Annotated in this window: 24 protein-coding genes; all 24 read right to left on the bottom strand. The window is 32.3% G+C overall.

Annotated features, from left to right (window positions below):
* Positions 1-5: 5 nt before the first annotated feature.
* Positions 6-362 carry a hypothetical protein gene (locus tag ACTBZY_RS24535; protein ID WP_336070447.1) on the bottom strand — a complete coding sequence of 119 codons (357 nt, stop codon included), beginning with the start codon at positions 360-362 and terminating at the stop codon, positions 6-8.
* A 3-nt stretch (positions 363-365) separates the two neighbouring features.
* Positions 366-1,340 carry a permease gene (locus tag ACTBZY_RS24530; RefSeq protein ID WP_272958701.1) on the bottom strand — a complete coding sequence of 325 codons (975 nt, stop codon included), beginning with the start codon at positions 1,338-1,340 and terminating at the stop codon, positions 366-368.
* Between the two features lies 1 nt (position 1,341).
* Positions 1,342-1,587: a thioredoxin family protein gene (locus tag ACTBZY_RS24525; RefSeq protein WP_228249482.1), complete on the bottom strand. Its 246-nt coding sequence runs from the start codon at positions 1,585-1,587 to the stop codon at positions 1,342-1,344.
* Between the two features lie 115 nt (positions 1,588-1,702).
* Complete coding sequence (locus tag ACTBZY_RS24520) at positions 1,703-2,311, bottom strand: sigma-70 family RNA polymerase sigma factor (RefSeq protein ID WP_463049029.1); 609 nt, start codon at positions 2,309-2,311, stop codon at positions 1,703-1,705.
* 5 nt (positions 2,312-2,316) lie between these two features.
* On the bottom strand, positions 2,317-3,432 hold the full coding sequence (gene chrA, locus ACTBZY_RS24515) for a chromate efflux transporter (protein WP_225604078.1): 1,116 nt from the start codon (positions 3,430-3,432) through the stop codon (positions 2,317-2,319).
* On the bottom strand, positions 3,411-3,956 hold the full coding sequence (locus ACTBZY_RS24510) for a phosphatase PAP2 family protein (protein ID WP_225604077.1): 546 nt from the start codon (positions 3,954-3,956) through the stop codon (positions 3,411-3,413). The genes chrA and ACTBZY_RS24510 overlap by 22 nt, the downstream gene beginning before the upstream one ends.
* Positions 3,953-4,381, bottom strand: coding sequence for a DoxX family protein (locus tag ACTBZY_RS24505; RefSeq protein WP_225604076.1), 429 nt, complete (start codon positions 4,379-4,381; stop codon positions 3,953-3,955). Before ACTBZY_RS24505 ends, ACTBZY_RS24510 begins: the two co-directional genes overlap by 4 nt.
* 1 nt (position 4,382) lies before the next feature.
* Complete coding sequence (locus ACTBZY_RS24500; RefSeq protein ID WP_225604075.1) at positions 4,383-4,961, bottom strand: phosphatase PAP2 family protein; 579 nt, start codon at positions 4,959-4,961, stop codon at positions 4,383-4,385.
* Positions 4,961-5,437, bottom strand: a complete 477-nt coding sequence (locus tag ACTBZY_RS24495) for a hypothetical protein (protein ID WP_225604074.1) — start codon at positions 5,435-5,437, stop codon at positions 4,961-4,963. The genes ACTBZY_RS24500 and ACTBZY_RS24495 overlap by 1 nt, the downstream gene beginning before the upstream one ends.
* Positions 5,438-5,514: 77 nt before the next feature.
* Positions 5,515-6,327, bottom strand: coding sequence for an AraC family transcriptional regulator (locus ACTBZY_RS24490; RefSeq protein ID WP_339624647.1), 813 nt, complete (start codon positions 6,325-6,327; stop codon positions 5,515-5,517).
* A 9-nt stretch (positions 6,328-6,336) separates the two neighbouring features.
* Entirely contained in the window at positions 6,337-8,364 is a 2,028-nt protein-coding gene (locus tag ACTBZY_RS24485) for a Piwi domain-containing protein (RefSeq protein ID WP_463049028.1), read from the bottom strand.
* A 7-nt stretch (positions 8,365-8,371) separates the two neighbouring features.
* A complete protein-coding gene (locus tag ACTBZY_RS24480) occupies positions 8,372-9,049 on the bottom strand; it encodes an HNH endonuclease family protein (RefSeq protein WP_286493026.1) in 678 nt (225 codons plus the stop codon).
* A 1-nt stretch (position 9,050) separates the two neighbouring features.
* A complete protein-coding gene (locus tag ACTBZY_RS24475; protein WP_286493024.1) occupies positions 9,051-10,568 on the bottom strand; it encodes an AAA family ATPase in 1,518 nt (505 codons plus the stop codon).
* Between the two features lie 6 nt (positions 10,569-10,574).
* Entirely contained in the window at positions 10,575-11,033 is a 459-nt protein-coding gene (locus tag ACTBZY_RS24470) for a hypothetical protein (protein ID WP_286493022.1), read from the bottom strand.
* Positions 11,030-12,415: a restriction endonuclease subunit S gene (locus tag ACTBZY_RS24465; protein WP_286493020.1), complete on the bottom strand. Its 1,386-nt coding sequence runs from the start codon at positions 12,413-12,415 to the stop codon at positions 11,030-11,032. The genes ACTBZY_RS24470 and ACTBZY_RS24465 overlap by 4 nt, the downstream gene beginning before the upstream one ends.
* Entirely contained in the window at positions 12,415-14,736 is a 2,322-nt protein-coding gene (locus ACTBZY_RS24460; protein ID WP_286493017.1) for an N-6 DNA methylase, read from the bottom strand. The genes ACTBZY_RS24465 and ACTBZY_RS24460 overlap by 1 nt, the downstream gene beginning before the upstream one ends.
* A gap of 2 nt (positions 14,737-14,738) precedes the next feature.
* Positions 14,739-15,755 carry a virulence RhuM family protein gene (locus tag ACTBZY_RS24455; protein ID WP_286493015.1) on the bottom strand — a complete coding sequence of 339 codons (1,017 nt, stop codon included), beginning with the start codon at positions 15,753-15,755 and terminating at the stop codon, positions 14,739-14,741.
* A 4-nt stretch (positions 15,756-15,759) separates the two neighbouring features.
* Complete coding sequence (locus ACTBZY_RS24450; RefSeq protein ID WP_286493014.1) at positions 15,760-16,053, bottom strand: helix-turn-helix domain-containing protein; 294 nt, start codon at positions 16,051-16,053, stop codon at positions 15,760-15,762.
* Between the two features lie 104 nt (positions 16,054-16,157).
* Entirely contained in the window at positions 16,158-18,413 is a 2,256-nt protein-coding gene (locus tag ACTBZY_RS24445; RefSeq protein ID WP_463049027.1) for a DUF3987 domain-containing protein, read from the bottom strand.
* Positions 18,414-18,435: 22 nt separating this feature from the next.
* Complete coding sequence (locus ACTBZY_RS24440; RefSeq protein ID WP_336070474.1) at positions 18,436-18,717, bottom strand: helix-turn-helix domain-containing protein; 282 nt, start codon at positions 18,715-18,717, stop codon at positions 18,436-18,438.
* A gap of 2 nt (positions 18,718-18,719) precedes the next feature.
* Complete coding sequence (locus ACTBZY_RS24435; RefSeq protein WP_042292012.1) at positions 18,720-19,022, bottom strand: helix-turn-helix domain-containing protein; 303 nt, start codon at positions 19,020-19,022, stop codon at positions 18,720-18,722.
* Positions 19,023-19,143: 121 nt separating this feature from the next.
* Positions 19,144-20,214 carry a DUF6617 family protein gene (locus ACTBZY_RS24430; protein ID WP_286493006.1) on the bottom strand — a complete coding sequence of 357 codons (1,071 nt, stop codon included), beginning with the start codon at positions 20,212-20,214 and terminating at the stop codon, positions 19,144-19,146.
* A 1-nt stretch (position 20,215) separates the two neighbouring features.
* Positions 20,216-21,322 (bottom strand): site-specific integrase, encoded by a 1,107-nt coding sequence (locus ACTBZY_RS24425; RefSeq protein ID WP_286493004.1) that lies wholly within the window; start codon positions 21,320-21,322, stop codon positions 20,216-20,218.
* A 4-nt stretch (positions 21,323-21,326) separates the two neighbouring features.
* Positions 21,327-21,731: a helix-turn-helix domain-containing protein gene (locus tag ACTBZY_RS24420; RefSeq protein ID WP_293571778.1), complete on the bottom strand. Its 405-nt coding sequence runs from the start codon at positions 21,729-21,731 to the stop codon at positions 21,327-21,329.
* Positions 21,732-21,956: the final 225 nt, after the last annotated feature.

Below are 21,956 nucleotides of genomic sequence, written 5' to 3'. Positions count from 1 at the left end.
AATTTTTAAATATATGGTAGAATTAATATGATTAATGTTATAATGGCAACGCACCATAAAAACGTTTTTGATTGTAGAAATGATAATGATTTCTTTTGTTTAGTATCTAGTTTACTTATTGTCTCTTGACTTTCTATGGTGCAGCAAGCTTGTTCTTTTTTAGGAAAATATGCTCTATATAAATTGTAAGAAACTGCTATTAAACTGAATGCTATAAGATACGGTTTTATTGTTGCTAGCCATACCAATTGAGAAACAATTGCTCCTAACATTCCTGCAAAAGCCATTAATGGACCAACACAACAAGTGCAAGCGACTAATGCTACAAATACAGCACTTATGGATGATAAAATTGATTTCATAAATTAAAATATTAAATTAAAAACATAACCTGAGATAATCATTCCTATTCCGATGACTGAAAAGAAAGCAATGATTAGTTTTTTTTGCATCACTTTTTTCAAGAGTAAAGCTTCGGGAAGCGATAAACCAATAGATCCCATCATAAAGGCAATAGCCGTACCTAATGGTACACCTTTATCCACCAAAGTTTCTACCACTGGCAATACACCTACAGCATCAATATAAAGTGGAATTCCCATAATCACTGCAATAGGTACAGCAAAAAGGTTACTTTCTGAAATATATTCTTCAAAAAAAGATTGGGGTACATATCCGTGAATAAAAGAGCCTACGGCAATACCTACAAATATATATGGAACAAGTTTCTTCAAGGTTTCAACAGATTCCTTATGTATTTCAGGCCATCGTGCAAGTAAGGAGCGTCTATCTTTTACTTCTGATTTATTATTTACTTCAAGATTTTTCAGCCATTCTGCAATATATTTTTCCATTTTTAGCTTCTCTAATAATAAACCACCGGTAATTCCGAGCAAAATTCCAGTTAAGATATAAATTACGGTTACCTTCCATCCATAAGCTACCCAGAATAGGGCAATTGCGATCTCATTTACCAATGGTGATGTGATTAAAAATGACAGGGCAACTCCCAATGGAATCCTTGCCTGCATCATCCCAACAAAAAGCGGAATTGAGGAACAGGAACAAAAAGGTGTTATGGCTCCTAAAGTAGCAGCTAATACATTTCCTAAACCTGATTTCTTTCTTCGCTCTAGATAGATCCTGATTTTATCCATTGGCATATAATTGGTAGCAACACCCATTATATAGGTTACCAGTATAACCAATATTGATATTAGGATGAAAGTCGAGATGAAGTAATGCAGGGCTGTAGTAAATAGCCCTGCTTTTTCCAAGTTCAAAAGTTGATAGACAATTAAATCTGCAAATTTTGACAGCAAATTTTCCAAAGTTTCCATTCTAAGCGGATTTAATAATTGACAAAATATCAGCATCCGACTTTAATTTTTTAAAGTCATATACTTGATTATTCACAACTAGAGAAGGAAAAGACATTGTACCATAGACCATCGTGTCTTGCATTTCCGAGAGTTCTTCAATAGTAATTGACAGGTTGTTTTCTTTTGCCAATTTTTCTAATTGTTCCTTAATGGGGGAACCTTTTGCACAACAAGAAGAGTGTAAAATTTTAATTTCAGTATTCATAATAAATGTTTTAATTATTAAACTTTATTACGAAGTCTGAATTTTTTTAAAAAAGACACATTTTTAGGAATAAAAAAATGGTTTTTCTAATTATTTTATTATAACTGTCTATTTATCAGTTGTTAATTGGTTGCTTTTTTTCTATTTTTTGTAGTGGTGCACAATGAGATTTTATCGTACACGAAGAAAAATTACCTGATTTGTCATATTGAATATCACAACATTCTATAAATAGGGATTTTAATTTTTCTCTACCTCGCTGTATTCTCATTTTAGTTGCGGATAAACCAAGGTTAAGTTGTAGAGCAATATCTTTTTGAGGAATGTTTTCAATATCGCTTAGATGTAATGGCTTCGCATATTTTTCTGGCAGCAAACCAATCATAGGGATGATAAAATCAGACTCTGAAATGGAAGAAACTGTATCACTAGAAATACTATTTTCTTTCCATTCTTCATCAAAATTAAATTCAATCTTGTTTTTATTGTAATAATCTGCAATGGTATTACGAGTTACTTGAAACAACCAAGCTTTGATATTATTAACTTCTATGTTTTTTTTATGAGACTCTACCAATTTGAGCATCACCTCTTGAACAATATCTTCAGCAAGGTTTATATCGTTTGTTTTCTTTATGATATAAGCTTTCAAGAATTCATAAAATTCTTGTACTACCTCATTGATATTACAACATTCCTTATTTTTTGTTTTAAGTGAATCCATATATTCTATATCAAAGATAAAAAATATCCTATAAGTGAACCACCAATTACAATAAAAGCACTATTTATTTTCTTAAAGACGAAAACAGCTATTAGACTTATAGCGGCAATCAGAATTGTTCTCCAATCAGTCAACGTTTCTTTTCCCATTTCTACACAAACTGCTACGATAACAGCAACTGCTGCAATATTTACCGCATCTAAAAATGCCGAAAATATTTTTGATTTTCGCATTTTTGGAACAAATGGATTTAATATAGAAACAAAGATAAATGATGGAAGAAATATACCAACGGTTGCTGCAATCGCCCCCCAAAAACCGCCTAATTGCCACCCGATAAATGTAGCGGTTGATAAAACTGGGCCAGGTGTAAATTGACCAACAGCCACAGCGTCTATCAATTCTTGACGAGTCAATGTACCTGTAGAAACCAATTCAGCATCTAAAAATGCAAATAATACATAGCCACTACCATAAAGCAAAGCACCTACTTTAAAGAACGTCCATAGAATCTTTAGAGTACTCGGTGTTATAACTACTTGTAATAAAAGAAATGGAGTAAAACTATTTAATGTGTTTTTTGAATTTCTAACAAAGTATAGAATTAAACCTAAAAGACCACAAGCAAACAACGCCAAAATTTCGTGGACACCAAGCAAACAAGCAATCAATGTCAATGCTCCTAAAATACCGAGTTCTACATTTTTGAGTGCTTTTTTTCCAAGTCGGTAAACTGCTCCAAGAATAATGGCAATTACCGCTGGTTTTATTCCATAAATGAAAGGTTCAACTTTTGGAAGTTGTCCGTATTGTTGATATAACCACGCAAAAATCATTGTAATAACAACAGCTGGAAAAACAAAACTAGCACCTGCTACAATCAAGCCTTTCCAACCTGCTCTTTCGTGACCGCAATGCATTGTCATTTCGGTAGAATTAGGTCCTGGAATTAAATTTGTTGCTCCAACTAAATCAAGAAAATGTTGATGACTCATCCATTTTCTTTTTTTAACGACTTCATCTTCCATCATTGCAATATGGGCGGCAGGACCGCCAAAAGCAATGCTTCCTAATTTAAAAAAAAGTTTTGCTACTTCTTTTAAGTTTTTCTTACTATCCATTCTTTTGAAATTGGTTTGATTAATAGACTAAACATAAAACCTATTAAAATTGAAGTTACTATATCAGAGACATAATGAGCACCTAATACCATTCTAGAATAGGCTACTAAAAGAGCCCAAATAAAAATAAGTATCACATAGTATTTTTTTAATGAAAAGAATACCAAGCTAAATGCTAAGGTAAAAGCAATTGAAGTGTGACCTGATGGAAATGAAAAGGTACTTGTTTCATACAATTGAATGATGGCAGGATGTACTACAAATGGACGTGGCCGCTTTACAATATATTTTAAAATTAAACTGAATGTTGAGGAAGCTATAAATATTAATAAAAGGCTGTAGTACTTTATTTGGAATGACTTTACTTTATTTTTAATATAAAATAGACCAATAAAACCTAATATCATAATTGAAATAATGAAGGTATATGAAGAAATCCAATAAAATAATGGATCTAAAAAAACGATTCTATTTGCTTGAATCCATCTTAAAAATTCATAATCGATTTGTAAAAAGAAATTCATTTGGTTTTGTACATATTTTTATCTATCGACCAATTCCCACCGCCCTTAATAATTAAAAATAGACTTCCCCAAAGCATTGCCCAATCAGTTCGACTTCCGTGCATCATTATCCAAAATCCATCATTGGCTAAAATGTCTGATTTTGTTGTAACAATGGCAACCAACATAATTACGAGTGTTAAAACACTTGCCAATCGGGTAAGCAAGCCAAGTAAAATCAACGTGCCACAAACAATTTCAAACGTGCCGACAAATGCACCGAGAAATTCTGGTGATGGAAGTCCGATTTTTTCAAATCGTCCTGCACCCCGAATGGCAGGAAATAGAAATTTTTGAATACCTTCCGATAGAAAAACAGCACCAACCATTAAGCGAATAATGATGGTTGTTTTTGATATATCAGTACTAATTGTTTTTTTAAACATTTTAAGCAATTTTTTTTATCAATATGGGATTATACGTTTTATAAATTCGAGCTACTATCCAAGCTATTGGTATACTTAAAATCGCTGGAACTATTATGTCGGATGGATAATGAACACCAAGATAAACTCTACTAAGGCTTACAAAGATTGCCCAAGGAATAAGCACGTATGGTATCCATTTTAATTTCTCATTAGTCACTAATGTCAAGTAAAATGCTAATGAAAATACATTGGCTGCGTGAGAAGAAATAAAACCGAACTTACCACCTCTATAATCATTTACTAAATGAAGTTTACCTATCAAATAAGGACTATGGCTTGGTCGCAATCTTTCGAAAAATGGTTTAAATATGCCTGAAGCTAATTGGTCACTTATTGTTATCAGTAATGCTATTAACAGAATCATCAATATTGCGTCCCTTTTATATTTCCATATTAACAGAAATGACAATATCATATAAAATGGCAGCCAAGTGAATGTACCTGTTGCAAACCACATTACAGCATCCCAAAATAGATTGTGATTACCATTCAGCCATAATAGAATTTCAATATCTATCTGATTAATAAATTCTATCATTATTTTCTAATTGGTGATTGTCTATAAAGCGGTTTTTTTATAGTAAAGCTTGGCACTTTTTCCATTGCGTGGCAACTAATGCAGTTATTTGTGAAGATTTGGAAATTTTTGTTGAATACAAGGGTATCTCTTTTTTCGAGTGCTTTTTCCATTTCTGGAATTGCAACGGTTAAGAAATGTTCTGCTGATTTTGCACGTTTGGGTCTTCTTTTCAAGCCGTCCTCAATCGCTTTTCTGATTTTTTCAATTTGGTAATCAGCATATTCCCAATTTTCATCTTGTCCTGCCCAATACAGTTCTTGATAGCGGTATCCTGTTTCTACCATTGCCATATCAAAACCCCTAAATTGGTTTTCGATGGTTTCAATTTTTTCTTGTTCTGTACCTTTTATCCAATTTCCTTCTACTATTTGTTGTTGTTTTTCTCCACAAGAAGAAAGTAGAAATGCTGTGAGAATATATATTAGCCATTTCATATGTTGTGATTTAATTATAGTGTAAAATTATACAACACAAGACTAACAATATGGTCTATTTGAAAAACGTATGGTACTTAATCATTTGCTTTACGAAAAGCAATTGGGGTATCACCTACGTTTCGTTTAAAGTATTTAGTGAAATGAGAATTATCTTTAAAGTCAAGTTTGCCTGCAATTTCACTAACCGTTAAGTCAGTATAAAGCAAAAGGCGTTTAGCTTCGTTAATAATATAATTGGAAATTACCTCTGCAGAAGATTGACCTGATTCTTTTCTGCATATAGCATTTAAGTTTTGTGGAGTGGTATTTAGTAATTTTGCATAATGACTTACCTTGTTTGTAAGTTCATTTTCGTTACTTAAAAGCAAAATAAGTTCTTGATAGATTGAGCTACATTTTATTTTAGGACTACTTACAATTTTCGATTCAAGAAACTTTGCTAACAGAGCTTTTAACAATCCTTCTATAACTTGATGGTTTTTAATTTTTGCACTTTCATATTCCTTTAATAATATATTTGACATATCAATTACTGTGGTATTATTAGGAAATAGACAAGTTAAGGCACTCAGTTCTGAAATTAGCTTTTTAATATCTTTATCTATACAGTTGTCAATAAAGTTTTTTTTAATAATTAAAACAAACCCTTCAGGTTCTGTTTTGATGTCCCAAAAATGAACCTGTTCTTTACGTATATTGAATATTACAGGTGGTTGAATTTTGTATTCTATTGTATCAACTGTATGTGAACCAGATCCTTTGGTTAGGAAAATGATTTCGAAATAACTGTGATGTTTGTGGGGTGATGTTTTTCTAATATGCTTCTTAAATTTTGCAATTTTAAAAAGGGAAACATCTTTAGCCTTATTTTGTATTTGAATATCCATCTTTATTTTCTACAAAAACCAAAGATTATTTTTACCGAAGTCTGGTAGTTTATCGCCTTCAAAATGAGGGAATATTTGGGCTACCATTTCAGGGTATTTTATGGTTACTGGTAAATTTTGTTGTTTTACGGATTTCCAATACATTCTGCTGAATTGATATACTTGGTCTATCAACTCTTTTACAATTGCTATATCCTCAAAATAGTCTTGCTCGGTACAATATAGACTTAGTTTTACAGGGAATGGATGGTCTTTTGCAAAACCATTACTACTGTATTTAGCATTATTGAATAACAGATATTTTAGATGTGCAATTTCTATGATTGTACCACTTAAAGGCATTAAGGCATCATCATTGGTATCAAACGCTACATAGTCGCTTGATTCTGTTTTGTTGATGGTTACTATTACTATTGGAATATCTAATTTTAATCTTCCTAAAGTCTTTTGAATTGGGTCTATTTCGTCTTTGCTTATTGGTTTATAGTAGTGAATTATTAGCCTTTCTGCTTTGTTGTCATTATCTACAACAAATTTTAAAATCTGTTTTCCTATTGCTCCAGCTATTAAGTCAAATTCATTATCTCTAAAACAATCAAAGCCTTTAAACTCTCCTTTGTTGTTAAAACAAAATGCACTACCTACAAAACGAGTATTGGTTTCCATTGATTTAAAAGCACCTACACCCACAATTAATTCCTGTTTGAGTTCTCTATCTAAACGCCAAGGAATACCGTCTATTTTAGCCAATAATGCAGGTGTGATATTCTCTAAGAATGCACCAAAATAGGCGTTATTGATACTCTCTTTATAAATGACTTGCGAGGTTATTTCGTGTTTTAAAAGTTCTTCTTTGACTTGATAGTATAGATGTTTATTATCCTCATCTTCTTTATGAATTGGACTTACGTAAACAGCTACATACCTTGTATTTGGTTGCTTCTCTAAATTGATTAGATGATGTTTGATTTCTTTGATTGCAGTATCTGGACTTTCAAAAGCTAAACTGGTATCGCTATCCATATAAAATGGCTGACGAATATGTTTTTTTAGCGGTGGAAAGAACGATTTATATCCTTTTTCAAAATAGTTATATAATTTAACCACATAGTCTGCTCTATCAGGTTTATGGTATATAAAAAAGAACCTTACATTATCGTGTGGACTTGATTTATAAGGACCAGGATTTTTCATTCCTGCTTTTGGGTCTATACCTACGCCATCATAAAACCTTAAATTGTTTGAGTGATAATGTGTTTGCAGTACTTCATCTTCTGGAATATTAAAAAATCCATTTTCATCTAATGGTAGTATGGCTCTAAATTCATCTGTATTTAGATAGTTGTTGTAAAAAGTGGTTATGTGATTAAAGTAAGGCTTGTATCTATTGCCTTTTCTTGGTACAGTATGCGGTATTTCTAAATGATTTTTAAGCGGTATATTGAGTAATGGATATACTTGGTCTAAATGTTGTTTTGCATCTTCTGTAAGGTACTTAAAACGTTGTATTTCTTTGTTGTAAACTACTGTTTTGAAATATTCCGTAGGAATATTGATTTCATCAATACTTGTGGTAGCAACTTTAGAAGTGCTATCATAAGATAAAAGCAATGCAGGACTTTTAGTTAAGCCTGAAAATTCAATTTTTAGGGTGTATTTGTTATAGCTGTTGTATTTGGTTGTTGATGCTTTAGCATCTAATAACCATATTTCTATATTGCCTACATAATTGAATTGTATTGCATCTGCAATAGCATTGAAATACTGATACATCAAACGTGTATAAAGGTGCTTTGCAAACTTGGTACTGCTGTATAAATCTACTTTTGTTTTGAGTATGCAATCTTCTGTATCTTCAAAATTGGTGTAATAGAATTTATGTTTTACAACTTCTTCTTTTTGATTATCCCATAACTCATTGGGAAGCTCAGTTCTGTGTATGGGGAAATAACCTTCTTTTTTCTCGGTATAAAATCCAAACTCCTTCTGAATAGAAGGGTGTTTGAATGGGATGATATTTATAGTAAGGTTTTTCATAAGCTAATCATTTAGAATATTTTGGCAAGCTCAAAAGATGATTGAATCTAAAAATTATGTAATTGCAAAATGCTTTATACTTACCAGCTTTTTTATCTATATAAATTTGACGCTCGGTTTCAATAATTTGCTTAGTCCAAGTACCTTTTGGATGTTTTCTTTTTAATTTTTCTTTGGCTTCAAGCCAAAAAAAACCTCTTAACTCTTTTAAATTTTGACAGTTGAGTTTTAATAACTCTATATCAAAATCTACAGATACATTATTTTTACTTTCAACTTTATCTGTTAATGAGTATGTTATTCTTTGCTCGCAAGAAATATGATGTGGATTTAGTACTTTAAAAGGTATATTACCTCTTGATTTATCACAATGAATACCATTATTTACACATACTGCAAGCATATTATTATAGCGTAAAGAAGACTGACTATGTCTAAGTTCAGTAAGATTAGAGTCTACGTGTTTTTCTTGTGATATATAATGCTCAACAGATACATATTTGCCATTAGCTTCAGGTATTTTTTTCATACAGTAGCCACATAAATAACCTTGTTCGTTTAATAATGCCTGTTTCAATAAACTATCTGTATCTACAAAACCCTTATAATTCGCATTTGGCGTAGTATTACGATATAATGTTAAAGTTTGAGGCTCTAACGCTATTTGTTTATTAATGTATTTCATATCAATTGTAATCATCAAAATTATCAATTGCTTTCTGTGTCTCTATATCATCTAAACCGAATGTATTTATAATTTCATCCAATTTTTGTTTTGCTAATTCTACTTGCTTGCTTTCAAGAAGTTTATAAAACTCATCTATTAATTCTCTTCCAAATTCTCCTCTTTTGACTGAATCAAATGCCTCATATAAGATTGAATTATAATCTCTTCCTTTCACATACAATGGGCTATCGTATATTTTACCATCAACCAACCTTTTTAATGAAGTGTTTAAATCAATATTTCCAATAATTTCAGGTGAATGGGTGGTGATTATATCAAAATCTCCGTAATGAATTTTCGTATTCTGTTGGTCGTAGTAAATGTTTTTGAAGAACTCCTTTTTCCATTTTGGGTGTAAAAAAGTATCCGGTTCATCAAATAGAAATAAAGATTCTTCATTTGATGATAGAATTTGTTTTAGCCCATAAATAGAGATTAATTGCTTTTCTCCTTCACTTAAATCTTGACTTGAAATTTCACTATTTATACCGTCAGTTTCTTTAACTAATGTTATTTGAATCTCGTCTAATAAACCCATTACATCTAATGCTACTAAAGATTGAAAAACCTCCTTTTCACTTGTAAATGAATCTTCACTCCTAAAACCGACCAAGCCAATTAGAACATCAGGAATAAAGTAAGAATGCGTTATGCTCCTTTTTAAAACTTCTGTGTCTTGACTTGCTTTTTCAAATTTCAATAAGGCTTCTTTTAAAATACCTTTTGCACCCCAATATTCACTTGCAGGATTGCTTCTATGCCAAGTAGGCATTTTTAGTTTTAATACAACTTCTGTAAAACCGACAATACCAAATTTATCTTTAAAAAATACTGCAATATCTGAACTCTGATTACAAAAAATTGAAAACAATAATAAATTGAACTGAATAGGATTGAAATAAAAAACAGGTGCATTTATATCTAATCCTTTGCTATCATTTTCTAAAAATGTGAACCACTCTTTAAAATAATCAGAAGTATAATTTTGAACAAAACCACTTAACCTACTGTCAAAACCTGCATAGTATAAAACTGTGTTCTTAGGCAATAAATCTTGTAGCGTGTATTGCGATTTGAATAGGAAATTATTAACATCTTGATTAATTAATTTTTTATTCTCATATTCTAAGATGAACCATTCTTTATTAATATTACTAAGGGTTATTTTGACATAATCAACCTTGTGTTCAGAAAAAGTAGATGCAGCCTCAATTATTTTTTCGGTTCTTATGAAGTAGGATAAAGTAAACTGAAAACCTAACTTTTTATTTGTAATTTTTGATACATCTTCTACTTTATTGCAACTGTACAATGAAGAAAATATTTTTAGCAAACACTCAATTAATGTTGTTTTACCTGCACCATTTTTACCAATAATCACGTTAAGGCTATCATCTACTGAAAATTCTTCTGAAAACTGAATATTAAATTGTTGCAGTACTTTATAATCTTCTATATATAAGTTTAATAGTTGCATAGCTCATTAAATTAATCCTGTTAAAATTTGATGTACTAAATTAGCTAAATGAATTGCTGAAGGTTGATTTAAACTATCAGGCATAAAAGGTGGCTCATCTCCTCTGTAATTAGTGACTTTAATAATTCTATAGCCGTGTGTGTCTGCCAAATGTTTGATATGACGAGATACGTCATTTCTAACTCTACTGGCACAAATTATTAAATCGCAATTATGTTTTAAAACATAATCGTTTAAGCGGTCGTGTAAATTATAAGCCCACAAATAATCGCCCATACTTTCAATACCAACTGTGTAACCTAAACAATTTAGTACATCTGAAATTTCTCCTCCTGGTAATGGTAAGGTGTAACTATGCGAAGTATTAACATAGTTTTTTATGAGTTCTTCTCTAAGGATTTTGATAGTGCCTGATTTACCACAACCTTGTTTGCCCCATACTTGTATGATAGTTTTTTGTTTCATTCTACTGCTGTTTTAAAAATGATATTTTCAAAATCTTTTATTGCGTTTGTTTTTAGAGTTTCTGATAAGTCAAGATAATTTTTAGCGGTTCTTTCTATTAATGAAACTTTTTCAACAATATCATTTTGTTTTTCTAAAGATTTAGGTAATGGGATTTTGATTTCTTTCAGTTTGTTTTGAGATATTGAAGGCATTATTGTACCTGTGTTTTTTTCTCTGTATTGATTTTGAACAAACTCTGAATTGTTAATAATAGACAAATAATCTCCATTAACTTTCTGGGTATCTAATTTTATAATAAACACCTCAGAAGATGCTGTATATTTATTATTGTCCTTTATAAAAATAGAATTACCGACAGTACCTTTTCTTGTAATAAGTAAAGTGTTTTCAGTTATTAAGTCAGTCTTTTTATAACTATTAATATGCTTTATATTGTGATTAGAAATATGGTTAGGTCTAATATCAGCAACTTTTAAAAATCGTACTCCTTCAGTTGAGTAATGTCTTGCAGGTATACCATTATACAAATCAATAAAAAGATTATTATACGAGACTAAAGGGAAATCACTATTTAATTCTATTAATTCAGTCAATAAATATTCAGAATCCCATCTTTCCATATCCTTAAATCTCACAAAATGCAATCCTTTTTTAGCTTCTTTTTTTTCAGCCTTTTGTATTCCTAATTCTTTGTACAAATAGGTTTCAATTTCCGCTTCTTTTTCTATTGCGTTCTGTTTGGCTTGTTCCGCTTCTTTTATTTTTTGATTGTATTCAGCTACGAGTTTTTCTTGGGTAATATCTGTAGGTAAACCTTGTTTTATAGCATCTGCATCATTTAAAGGAGGTAAAGGAATTTGAACGTCTAAGAATTTTTTAAGGTCTATTCTTTGTCTGTTGGTAGTACCACTACTACAGGTTTGAGCAAACTCAATAAACTTTTTAGTTGTCGTTATTAGTAATAAAAACTGAGGTAAAATAGCTTTAGTATCTACATCATACGTTGGAAAATCATTGGTAACAATAGCACCTTCTAAATCTTCTGGAACTAAACCCATTGCACCATTACGAGCATCTATTTTAGATAAAATAAATTGACCAGATTCTACAATGAATTGTCTTTTTGTACCAATATTTTTACCTACTTCTGTATTTCTTAGCCTTACACCTCCATTGTTTCCACTTACTGTTACTCTTTTGTAAATGGTATCATTGTCAAGATTTATTACATTATTGTTTTTGGTAAGAAACTTACCAATTTTAACCAATGGGAAATTTTTGTTGTATTCAAAGTCTTGACCCAATAAATGGCTAACACTCCAATTATAGAGTTCAGAAAACCTAATGAGATTTATATTTTGCATAGTACCTACTTCCATTACCATTCTATTAATTGGGTTTCGGTATCGTTTTTAATACGTTCTACTTTACCAGTTTTGCTACTCCATTTGTACTCAAACTTAGGTTTAAGTTCTTTCCATAATTCATTTTTAATGCGGTAAGGTGTATATTCTGTTTGTATGTCTGTAAGTTCATTATCTATTACACCACCAGTACTGCTAATACCTGCTTTTTCTACTGTTGCAATAGGTATGTCGTAATCAAATTTTTCCTTTACAATCGCTTTTATTTCCTCTTGTATTTGGGCTTCTATTTTCTTTTTCTGTTGGCGTAGTTCCTTTTTAGTAGTTGCATCCAAAGCATCTTTACCTCTGAGAGCTAATTTGGTTTTAATCTCCTCTAACTCGTCTTTGTATTTTGCTTTTACTGTTTTAGTGGCTTGGGCTGTGTAATCTTTCCATTGTTTTGCTTCTTCATTGGTAAACTTCTTTAAGAATACTAAACTGGATTTTACCGTAGCTCCACTTTTCATAAATACATCTTGCGGAATAGAGGTAATTAAGATGATTTTTGCAGTACTCTCAAAGTATTCTCTAACTTTTGCTAAGTTTTGCGTATTTAAAACGCCTTCAGGTAATACAATACCTGTTCTTCCGCCTGGTTTTAATAAGCGGATGCATCTTTCTATAAACAAAACTTCTGTTAAACCACTCATACCGTTTTTACCAATATGTAAGGTGTTTAGTAATGGTTTATCTACATTATTATCTACTTGAAGCATAGCTTTAGCGTATGTTTCTTCTCCATACATCTGCTTGTATTTTGCTATACGCTTTTCATCTGTTAGTTGGTCTGCTTTAGTAATCAATAATGATTTTTCTACTCTTGCACCAAAAGGCGGATTGGTAAGAATTACATCAAAACGGTTTTCAAAGATTCCGTTAATGTTTAATAAACCATCTCTGTGATGCACACCTCCGTGACCATCTCCGTGCATAATCATATTCATTTTGGCAGTACGAGCCATTCGAGGATTGGCATCTGTACCAAAGATGCAAGCGGATGATAGTTTCTCTAAACGTGATATGTATTTGCCAGCTTTTTTAGCTTTTTCTTGTTCTTCACGTTTTCTAATTTGTGTTTCAAAGCCTAATTTGTGAATGATTTCGTTAGAAATATCATTTAGCTTCTCTTCATCTTGGTCTGCTGTTTTTATCTCGTCAAAGGTTTTATTAACCTTGTCTTTTTCTAATTTAATATCGTTTTCAATTTTCTCTCTTACATACTCAAATGCTTTAATAAGGAAACCACCAGAACCGCAACAAGGGTCACACATTACTTCATCTTCTTGTGGGTCTAATACTTCTACAATAAAATCTACTACGGTTCTTGGAGTAAAAAACTGCCCTAATTCTCCTCTAAACGTTCCACCTAAGAACTGTTCAAACGCAATACCTTTTACATCATCAGAAGTAGTAGAAAGGTTGTATTTCTGTAGTTTCTTTACTATCTCTTTAAATGAACCTTGTTTGATTCTTATTTTATCGTTGACATCAAACAATTCATCTTCTTCAAATTCATCTTTTGTTAGCTCAAACCAATAATCCATATAAGGTATATCGTCTTTTGGGCCATTACGTTTTACATTTACTGGACGAATATTCTTCTCGTAATTAGATTCTTGTTTTTCAAATTGCTTTAATGTGAAAATATTATCTTCATCAGGATTTCGTTCGTACCTGATTTTCATAAATAAAATTTTACTTATTTCATCAAATGCTGCTTCTGGAGATAGTTTGTCGTTATTACGAATTACATTATGACATTGAAAAAGTAGTTTAGAAAATTCGTCTCTTTCAAATGCTTTGGTTTGCTCTAATAACTTCTGAATTTTGTCATTGCTATTGGCTTCTTTAGCATTTGGAATATCTAAAATTTCATCACTTAATGTTTTAGGTGTAACCGCTAAATTGACTTTGAAAACTTTGGTTTCTTTTTCGTTTGTAGTTACAAAAAAAGGAGCATTCGCAAAGCGAGCGTAGTTTTGACCTTGATAGTAATCTTCCGATTTAATGGTAATGTAATCGGCTTTACATTCTACCACAATAATTGGATTCAGCTTTTTGAGTTTATCCTCTTTGCTACGCCAAATTACAATATCCGCACTTGCTCTTCCTGTTCCTCTTTTAGAGCCTGTTAATTTTACTTCTTGAGCCATTTGCTCTAAAGTATATTCATAATGATTTACTAATCTGCAAATGTATTTTTGTCTTACGTGTTCTTCAGGAGTCATTATCAACTCTTTCCCTAATAGGGGAGCAAATATTTTGTTACCGTTTATTTGTAGTTCTAATGACATAGTTATTTAGATTTTTTATTTTTTTGTTCCAATGCTTTAATGTGCTTATCGAAGTCGGAGTTTATGTTTTGTGTTTTATTAAAGCTATCGTACTCTTTTGCTGCTTTGTTGATGGCTTGTTGGTGCGATACCTTGCCTAAGCCTTCAAGCACCTTGTATTCGTTAAAACTTAAAAACTTATTTACGCTGTCTGCCAAAGCCTCCATAGTAAAGGTATTTCTTCGTTCTATAAGGTTTTCTATATAATCGAAATAACCTGATACGGTACGTTCTAATTGTTTAATTTCTTTTTCTTGTAGGTAGTTCTTAGCTACTTTGGTGTCTTGTTTTAAAATTCTACCCTCAGGAGCATTTTTCCAAGTGGTTAAACCCATATTATCGGTTTTGCTATTTGCCTTTAGGTAGATAATTTCGGCTGCTGTTTTGCCTGTAATGGCAAAATGAAATTTGTTTTGTACGGTAGCGTAAAAATTCTTGGTAATGTCTGATTTTGGGTCGTAATCAATACTACATTCAGCAAAGATGTCTGTAATTTGTTGGTATATTCTACGCTCACTGGTACGAATGGAACGTACTCGGTCTAATAACTCTTTAAAATAATCTTTACCAAAAGCGGATGTACCTTGTTTTAAACGGTCATCATCCATAACAAAGCCTTTAATAATGTATTCTTTTAGGGTTTTGGTCGCCCATATACGAAACTGGGTAGCTTTGGTTGAGTTTACCCTGTAACCCACAGAAATAATGGCATCTAAGTTGTAATATTTGGTCTTATAGTTTTTGCCATCAGATGCAGTTGTTTCCAAAATGGAAATAACTGAATTTTCTTCTAATTCTCCACTTTCAAAAATGTTGCTTAAATGCTTGCTAATAGCCGGAACACCTACCGAAAAAAGTTCTGCCATTGCTTTTTGAGTTAACCAAATGGTTTCATCATTTAAAATAGCCTGAACTTTTACCTCTCCATTAGGAGCGGTGTACAGAATAAAATTATTGTGGTTGGGTACTAATTCGCTCACTTGTTTATTTTTTGAGTTTTAGGAGTTCTTTTTCTGCAATTTGTAGAGCTTTTAATGCTTGTTCTTCATTTTCTACCAACTGAAATACTTGGTCTGCTAACCAAAGCGAAAACAGTTCATTATAGTCGAGTTTAAAAAGTTTTGCTAAAGGTTCTATATGTTCACGTTTAGCGGTTTTTTCTCCTCTTTCTATTTTACTAAGCATTGCGGTATCAATGTCTAACTCTGCGGATAAGTGCCTGAGTAGCATTTCTTGTTCTTCTCTTTTAGACCGTATTAAGTCTCCAAACTTGTTCATCCTTTGCTTATTTGTGTTAATTGCATTTGTCAAATATAGACAAATAAAAAATAAACAAGAACAAAAACCACAAGAAGAATTGAAAAAAGTGCAAAGATTGCAAACTACAGTTTATCTGTAGTTTTTTGATAGTGTCCGTAACTGGGTTGCGAGAGATGTGAACCTAATAAGGTTTTGAGCAAATTATCAATAGAACGGTCTTTAAGTTGGTATTTCTTTCCTATGATGATGGCTTCTTCACGTTTGAAGTTTTGCGGTAAGGCTTCAAAAAATTGCTTTTTATTATTAGCACCTTTAAAAACGCCTGTTTCTTCTTTCTTTGGTAGGTTGTTATACATTAACAAACTGTGTTGTAGATAGACATTTGCAATCAATAACGCCATTTCAAAATCTTCATCTGTACACGTAACATTTTCGGTACAATCGCCATTATCAAACTTGCGAAGCGTGGATAATATCATACAAATACGATACAGAATTAAGCCTAATCGTTTTACTACGCTTCCAGCTTCTTCTGCTGTAAAGGTGGTTACTTCTGTTAACCATTGTTGCCCTGTATAATTAACCGTTTGCCATTGTTCTTTGGATAAGTGTATTTGCGTTGGATTCGCTTCTAAGAAGTTTATCATTTCTAATACATTCTGCGATAAGGCTTCAAAATGGTCGTTTAAATTTAAGGTATTGCCGAAAGGCGATACATCTTTCCAAAGTTGCTCTACTTTAAATGTATAGAATAAAAAGCGACTGAATAAACCATCTTCTGCGGATGCAATGATATTGGCAACTTGACCAGGCGTACCTGATAACGCCACAGATATTTTAGGCTCTTTGATAATTACATATTCATTATCTGTTTTTCTTGAAACAGAAATGGTTTCAGAATGAAACGCTTTTCTGAGCATATCAGAATATCCGCCCCAATCTTGTTTAAAAACCGCTCCCATACTATCAGCTTCTGTTTCGCAAATAATTCCTTTACCCTCATTTTGTTGTATGTGTTGTAAAATTGCTGCATAAGATGTATTTGCAGGGATGAATACGACTTTAAAAGGTGGTTTTACAGGCTCTTCTGGAGTTTCTGTGTCGTCTTTCTTTCGGTTACGTTGTTCTACCTTGTATTGGGCTAATTCAGCTTCATAAATGGACTTATCTTGATTGCTTTGTTCTAATACACTTTCTTGATATGGGTCTGCTAATATTTTGGCAAATTTTAAAGCACCTTTTCCGCTTGCTGCTGGAGCTATGATAAACGAAAACAGATTAGGAAATACCGTCTGTTGAGCATAAACGCCCGATACATTAGGTAAACAACCGCTAAGAATAGACAATGCACCAGTAAAGAACACGTCACGTTCTCTTGGGTCTGTAAATGCCATTGTTCCTTTTCTTAAAATCTCTGGTAGATTATCAAATAATTGTTCGTCAAAAGTGGGTGTATTTTTTAGGTAGTCTTCATTGTTTACTATCTCAGTTGGTTGTATTGTATTCTTATGACTTGGATAGCTCGCAAATTGCATAACGTTGTTATCATAAGCCGATTTTACAGATGCTTTTATTTCTTCTTGGTTTAGGTCGTAAGTATTTAGAATAAGATGCAAAGTATCATCATACACGATTCCTCTCCTGTTGCAATTACAAGCCAATTGATATATGAAATTGTTTCGGTTGCCTTCTGCATAGCTTTCTTTGTTTTCGGTGAATGTGATACACTCGGTAAAGATTTCTGAACTATTATTGTTTTCATTAGAATTTAGATTTTGGGTTACTACTGTATTGGGTGCTGTTGGTTTGATTGGTTCTAAAACCCTTTCGGTTTTTACCTTGAACTTTTCGTTTTGTATATTCTTATATCCGTTAGGATCATAAGACACAAAACACAACCTTGTAATGTCTTTACATTTTGGGTCTGCTTCAATACCCACTTCTTTTTCATAAAACGCTTGCACTTGTGCATAAGCGGTTTTATGCTTCTCCATAGTAGAATCTACTTCAATAAAAACTTTTAGGCCATTACCACTTGGGCTTGTGAAACAAGCAAAAGTGTAAGGAATGGATTGTATTTTCTGTTTTGCTTCTTGAAGCTCGTCTGGTTCTAACTTATCAAAATCTAAGTGTACAAATCCGCTGTACATTTTAAAGTATTCCTTTTTACGACCGCCTTCAAAAGTTGCTGAAGGTGTAAAGGCTACTAATTCTTTTTTGAATTGGTCTGCTCGTTCTGGTTTACCCATTCCAATAGCCATACGGATAGCTTCTATAGGTTCTTTGTATTTGCCCTCAATAACGTCCTTTACTATTAGTAGTAAGGCTTTATTTTCTATGGGTTGATTGAAATGTTTATATATAGTTGATGATGCCATTTTAGAAGTATTTATGTGATTATTATCCATTGATAGGTGCTTTAAAATTTTTATCTAACAATTGGAGTATGTCTGATAAGCGGTAATAGATTTTGTACCCAATTTGGCAATAGCCTATGAGTCCGCTATCTCGCCAATATTGAGCGGTACGCTTACTTACATTCATTATCTGTAGAAACTCTTGGGTGTCGAAAAACACTTGGTCAGGATTGCTTCTTTGCTTGTCTTTAAGCATAAGCGTTAGTTCTGATAGTCTATCGTCTATCTGCTCTAACTTTTCGTCTAAAGGATGATAAAAGCCCATATCTAACTGCGTTTGTTTTGAATTAGATAATTGGCTGCTGCTTTTTCGATTTCGTCTGTAGAAGATTGACGGTTACGCTGTAACCATTCGTCTAACTCGGTACGATTGAAATAGAGTTTTTTACCCTGTGGGCAGAAATGCGGAACGGATTTCTGACTGGTAAGTTTGTAGAGATGTGAAGCACTTATATCTAAATAGCTACAAGCATCATTGAAGTTTAGTACTTCTTTCTTTAAGAGGTTTTGTTCCTCTATCTTTTGCTCAAGTCTGTTGAGCTTTTCTAAAATTAAATTTTCGTTACTCATTTTGTTACGATTTTTAAAAGTTTTACAATAAATTCTATTGCAAACTTCTATCGTAACAGGTTGGTAATCAGTAAGAAGGTAACGTCTTACTACTATATCTTACTCATCTTACTGTTTTTATTTACAGTTGTCTGAGAATGTCATCAATAGTGTCTTGTTCTTTAGGGTAGTTGTTCTTATTTTTATACAAATTATTACGTTTCAAATCCGTTCCTTTTTTAGAATAAAAGAGGTTTGATTGTTCAATAGTTGTAGGATTGAAATTGCTAAAGTGTTGCTCCATTTTTGAAACTATGTAACTGAATTGTGTTGTCTCACAACCTAAATGAATTTGAGGAGCACCTATCTTTAAATCTTTGCTTGTTAATACACTTACTAATTGCTCTACTGTGGTTTTATCTTCATTCAATAACTCTACGTGTATATTTAAAGCTGATAAGGTGGATTTTAGCTTTGTTGTATCTCCAGTAAAACCAAAAGACAAACGAGTATCTTTTTCAAACTTATAATCATCAATACCTAAAAGAATATTGTTTACAGTTTCAAATTCAGGCGTTGTTTTGTCAATATCTATATCTGGAATAGGCTGTTGAAGTAGTTCTCCGTAAAGCTCATTTTTATTTGACGGTAATTCCGAAAGGAATTGAGGATATAACTTTTCGGTTTCCTTTAGAAAACGAATTACGTTAGTAATGAGTTGAGGAACAACATAAGCTGTTAAGTCGGTTTTGGTAAAACTGTCTTGGTCTGTTCCTATTCTTAATAATAGGTCTTTGCAAGATTTCACTACGTTTTGAACTATCTCTTTTTTCTGAATCTCTCCAATGTCTTTATTTACACACTTAAAAACTCTGTCTGATAGTCTTGTAGCTTCATTTAAAAGCAAGTAATGATAAAACCTTTGTGTTGCTGTGATTGGTTCTTCTAATTGGATTTCAACTAATGGATGCAGAATGTCGTGGCTAATATCTGTATCTGCTTGCAGTAGGTAGATTTCCAAACCATCTTCCTTGAATAGATTAGGCTTGTTTTTGTGGATTTCTTTTAACGCTTTGTAATACTCGTTTATAGTCTGTGTAGGCTTCATAAATTTTGCAGACAAATTTTGTCTGTAAAACTTTTCATTGACCGCATCACTTGCCCAAGGTTTTAGGTCGCCATAAATGATGCTTTTAAAAATAGTTAGTTCCATATTATAAATCGAGTTGAATTTTATTAGCTGCTTCTTTCTTCTTGTTATCTATTACTTTGGCATATATCTGAGTAGTTTTCAGTTCTCTATGACCTAATAATTTTGATACGGTGTAAATATCTGTACCCATTGTAAGCTGTAGGGTTGCATAGGTGTGTCTTGCACAATGGAACGTGATGTTTTTAGTAATACCTGCACGAAGTACCCATTGAGCTAATTTAACATTGTGCCAAGCACTATATTTTAAGCCTTTGAATACACGCTCCGTTTTTTCCTTTTCTTCTCCTAACATATTACGAGCTTGCTCGGATATTGGTAGGGTTTCCGCTCCTTTGGTTTTTTGTTGTCTGAAACGAATGTAGTAGCCCATTTCATCAGAATGTTGCACCTCTGACCAAATTAACTTATTTATATCTGACCATCTTAAACCAGTAAGACAAGCGAATAAAAACGCAGTTTTTAGCTGCTTGCTTTCGCAATCTGCTTTTACTAATGCTTGAACTTCTTCTAAGGTTAAAAACTCTCTTTGTGGTTCTCCTTGTTTAAATCCCTGGACTTGCTCTGCAGGATTGTATTTTAAAATCCCATCTCTAACCGCTTGTTTTAATGCTGCTTTTAATTTGTTGAAGTAGGAGTACTTGGAATTTTGAGATAATTCGTTTTCACTTTTGGTTTTAGCTTCATTGTCTAAATAATCTTTAAAGCCCTGTACCCATTCACGATTAACTCTATCAAATGAAATATCTCTTGGACTGTATTTTCTTAGATGCTTACCAACACTATCCCAATTGCCATAATTACCTAAACTGGCTTTTCTCTTTTCTGTGAGTGCATCAAAGTATAATAGGAAACTTCCTTTTAGTTTCTCCTTGTCTTGAAAATCATAAATGTTATTCTGAATTTCTAAGTGCCTTTTGGCTCTGATACTTTCAGCTAATTGTAGTATCGTTTTATTTTGGTCTTTCTCTGCCTTAGTAAGTGAACCTTTTTCTGGGTCAGGTTTTAGATACAATTTTAAGTATTCATATTCTCGCTTACCATTGGCATAGTAATCTAAATACAAACTGATTTTGTTTCCTTTCTTGCGTTTTCTTAATGTTACTTTCATAAGGCTAAATTTTAAAGAGATTATCGATTTCTGTCCGTTTTATAATAGTACGCCTACCTAATTTTGCAATGCTCAATTGATTGCGTTTTATCATCCGCTGAATAGTCCATCTGCTTGCACCTAATAAATTGGCAGCTTCACTAATACTTAGAAATTCTTTATCTCTTAGATTGATATGATTTCCTGCTTGTGTAGGTAAGGTTTGCAGAGTTTGCAAGTTTTCGGAAGATGTAGGCTTGCTATTATTTATTTGCTCGGATAGGGTGGATTGTACTTTTTCTTCTCGCTTACGTTGTTTGTAGGCTCTACTTGCACACGTATGACCGCAATACTTAGTGGTGGTCTTTTGTGCAACAAAAGCCATTCCACAGAATTGACAGAATTTCGGTATTTTAATTGTACTGCTCATTTGGTGCTACTTGTAGCTCAATGTTGCTTGGTGGTGCTATATGGTGCATCATTTCGCTTTGATTTGTTGCTTTATGATTTGGGCAACAGATAAGCTATTAGGGCAACAATTGAACAACAAATATAAGAAATAAAGAGCAATTGGGCAACAAAAAAGAGATGATAAAATCTTATAAAATCAATAAAAACAAGTAGTTAGAAAACAAAAGAAAGATAATTACTTTCC

This window comes from Arcticibacterium sp. (genome assembly GCF_055134445.1).
Note: the sequence above shows the minus strand (reverse complement) of the source record. Positions and strands in the feature narration are given on the sequence as shown.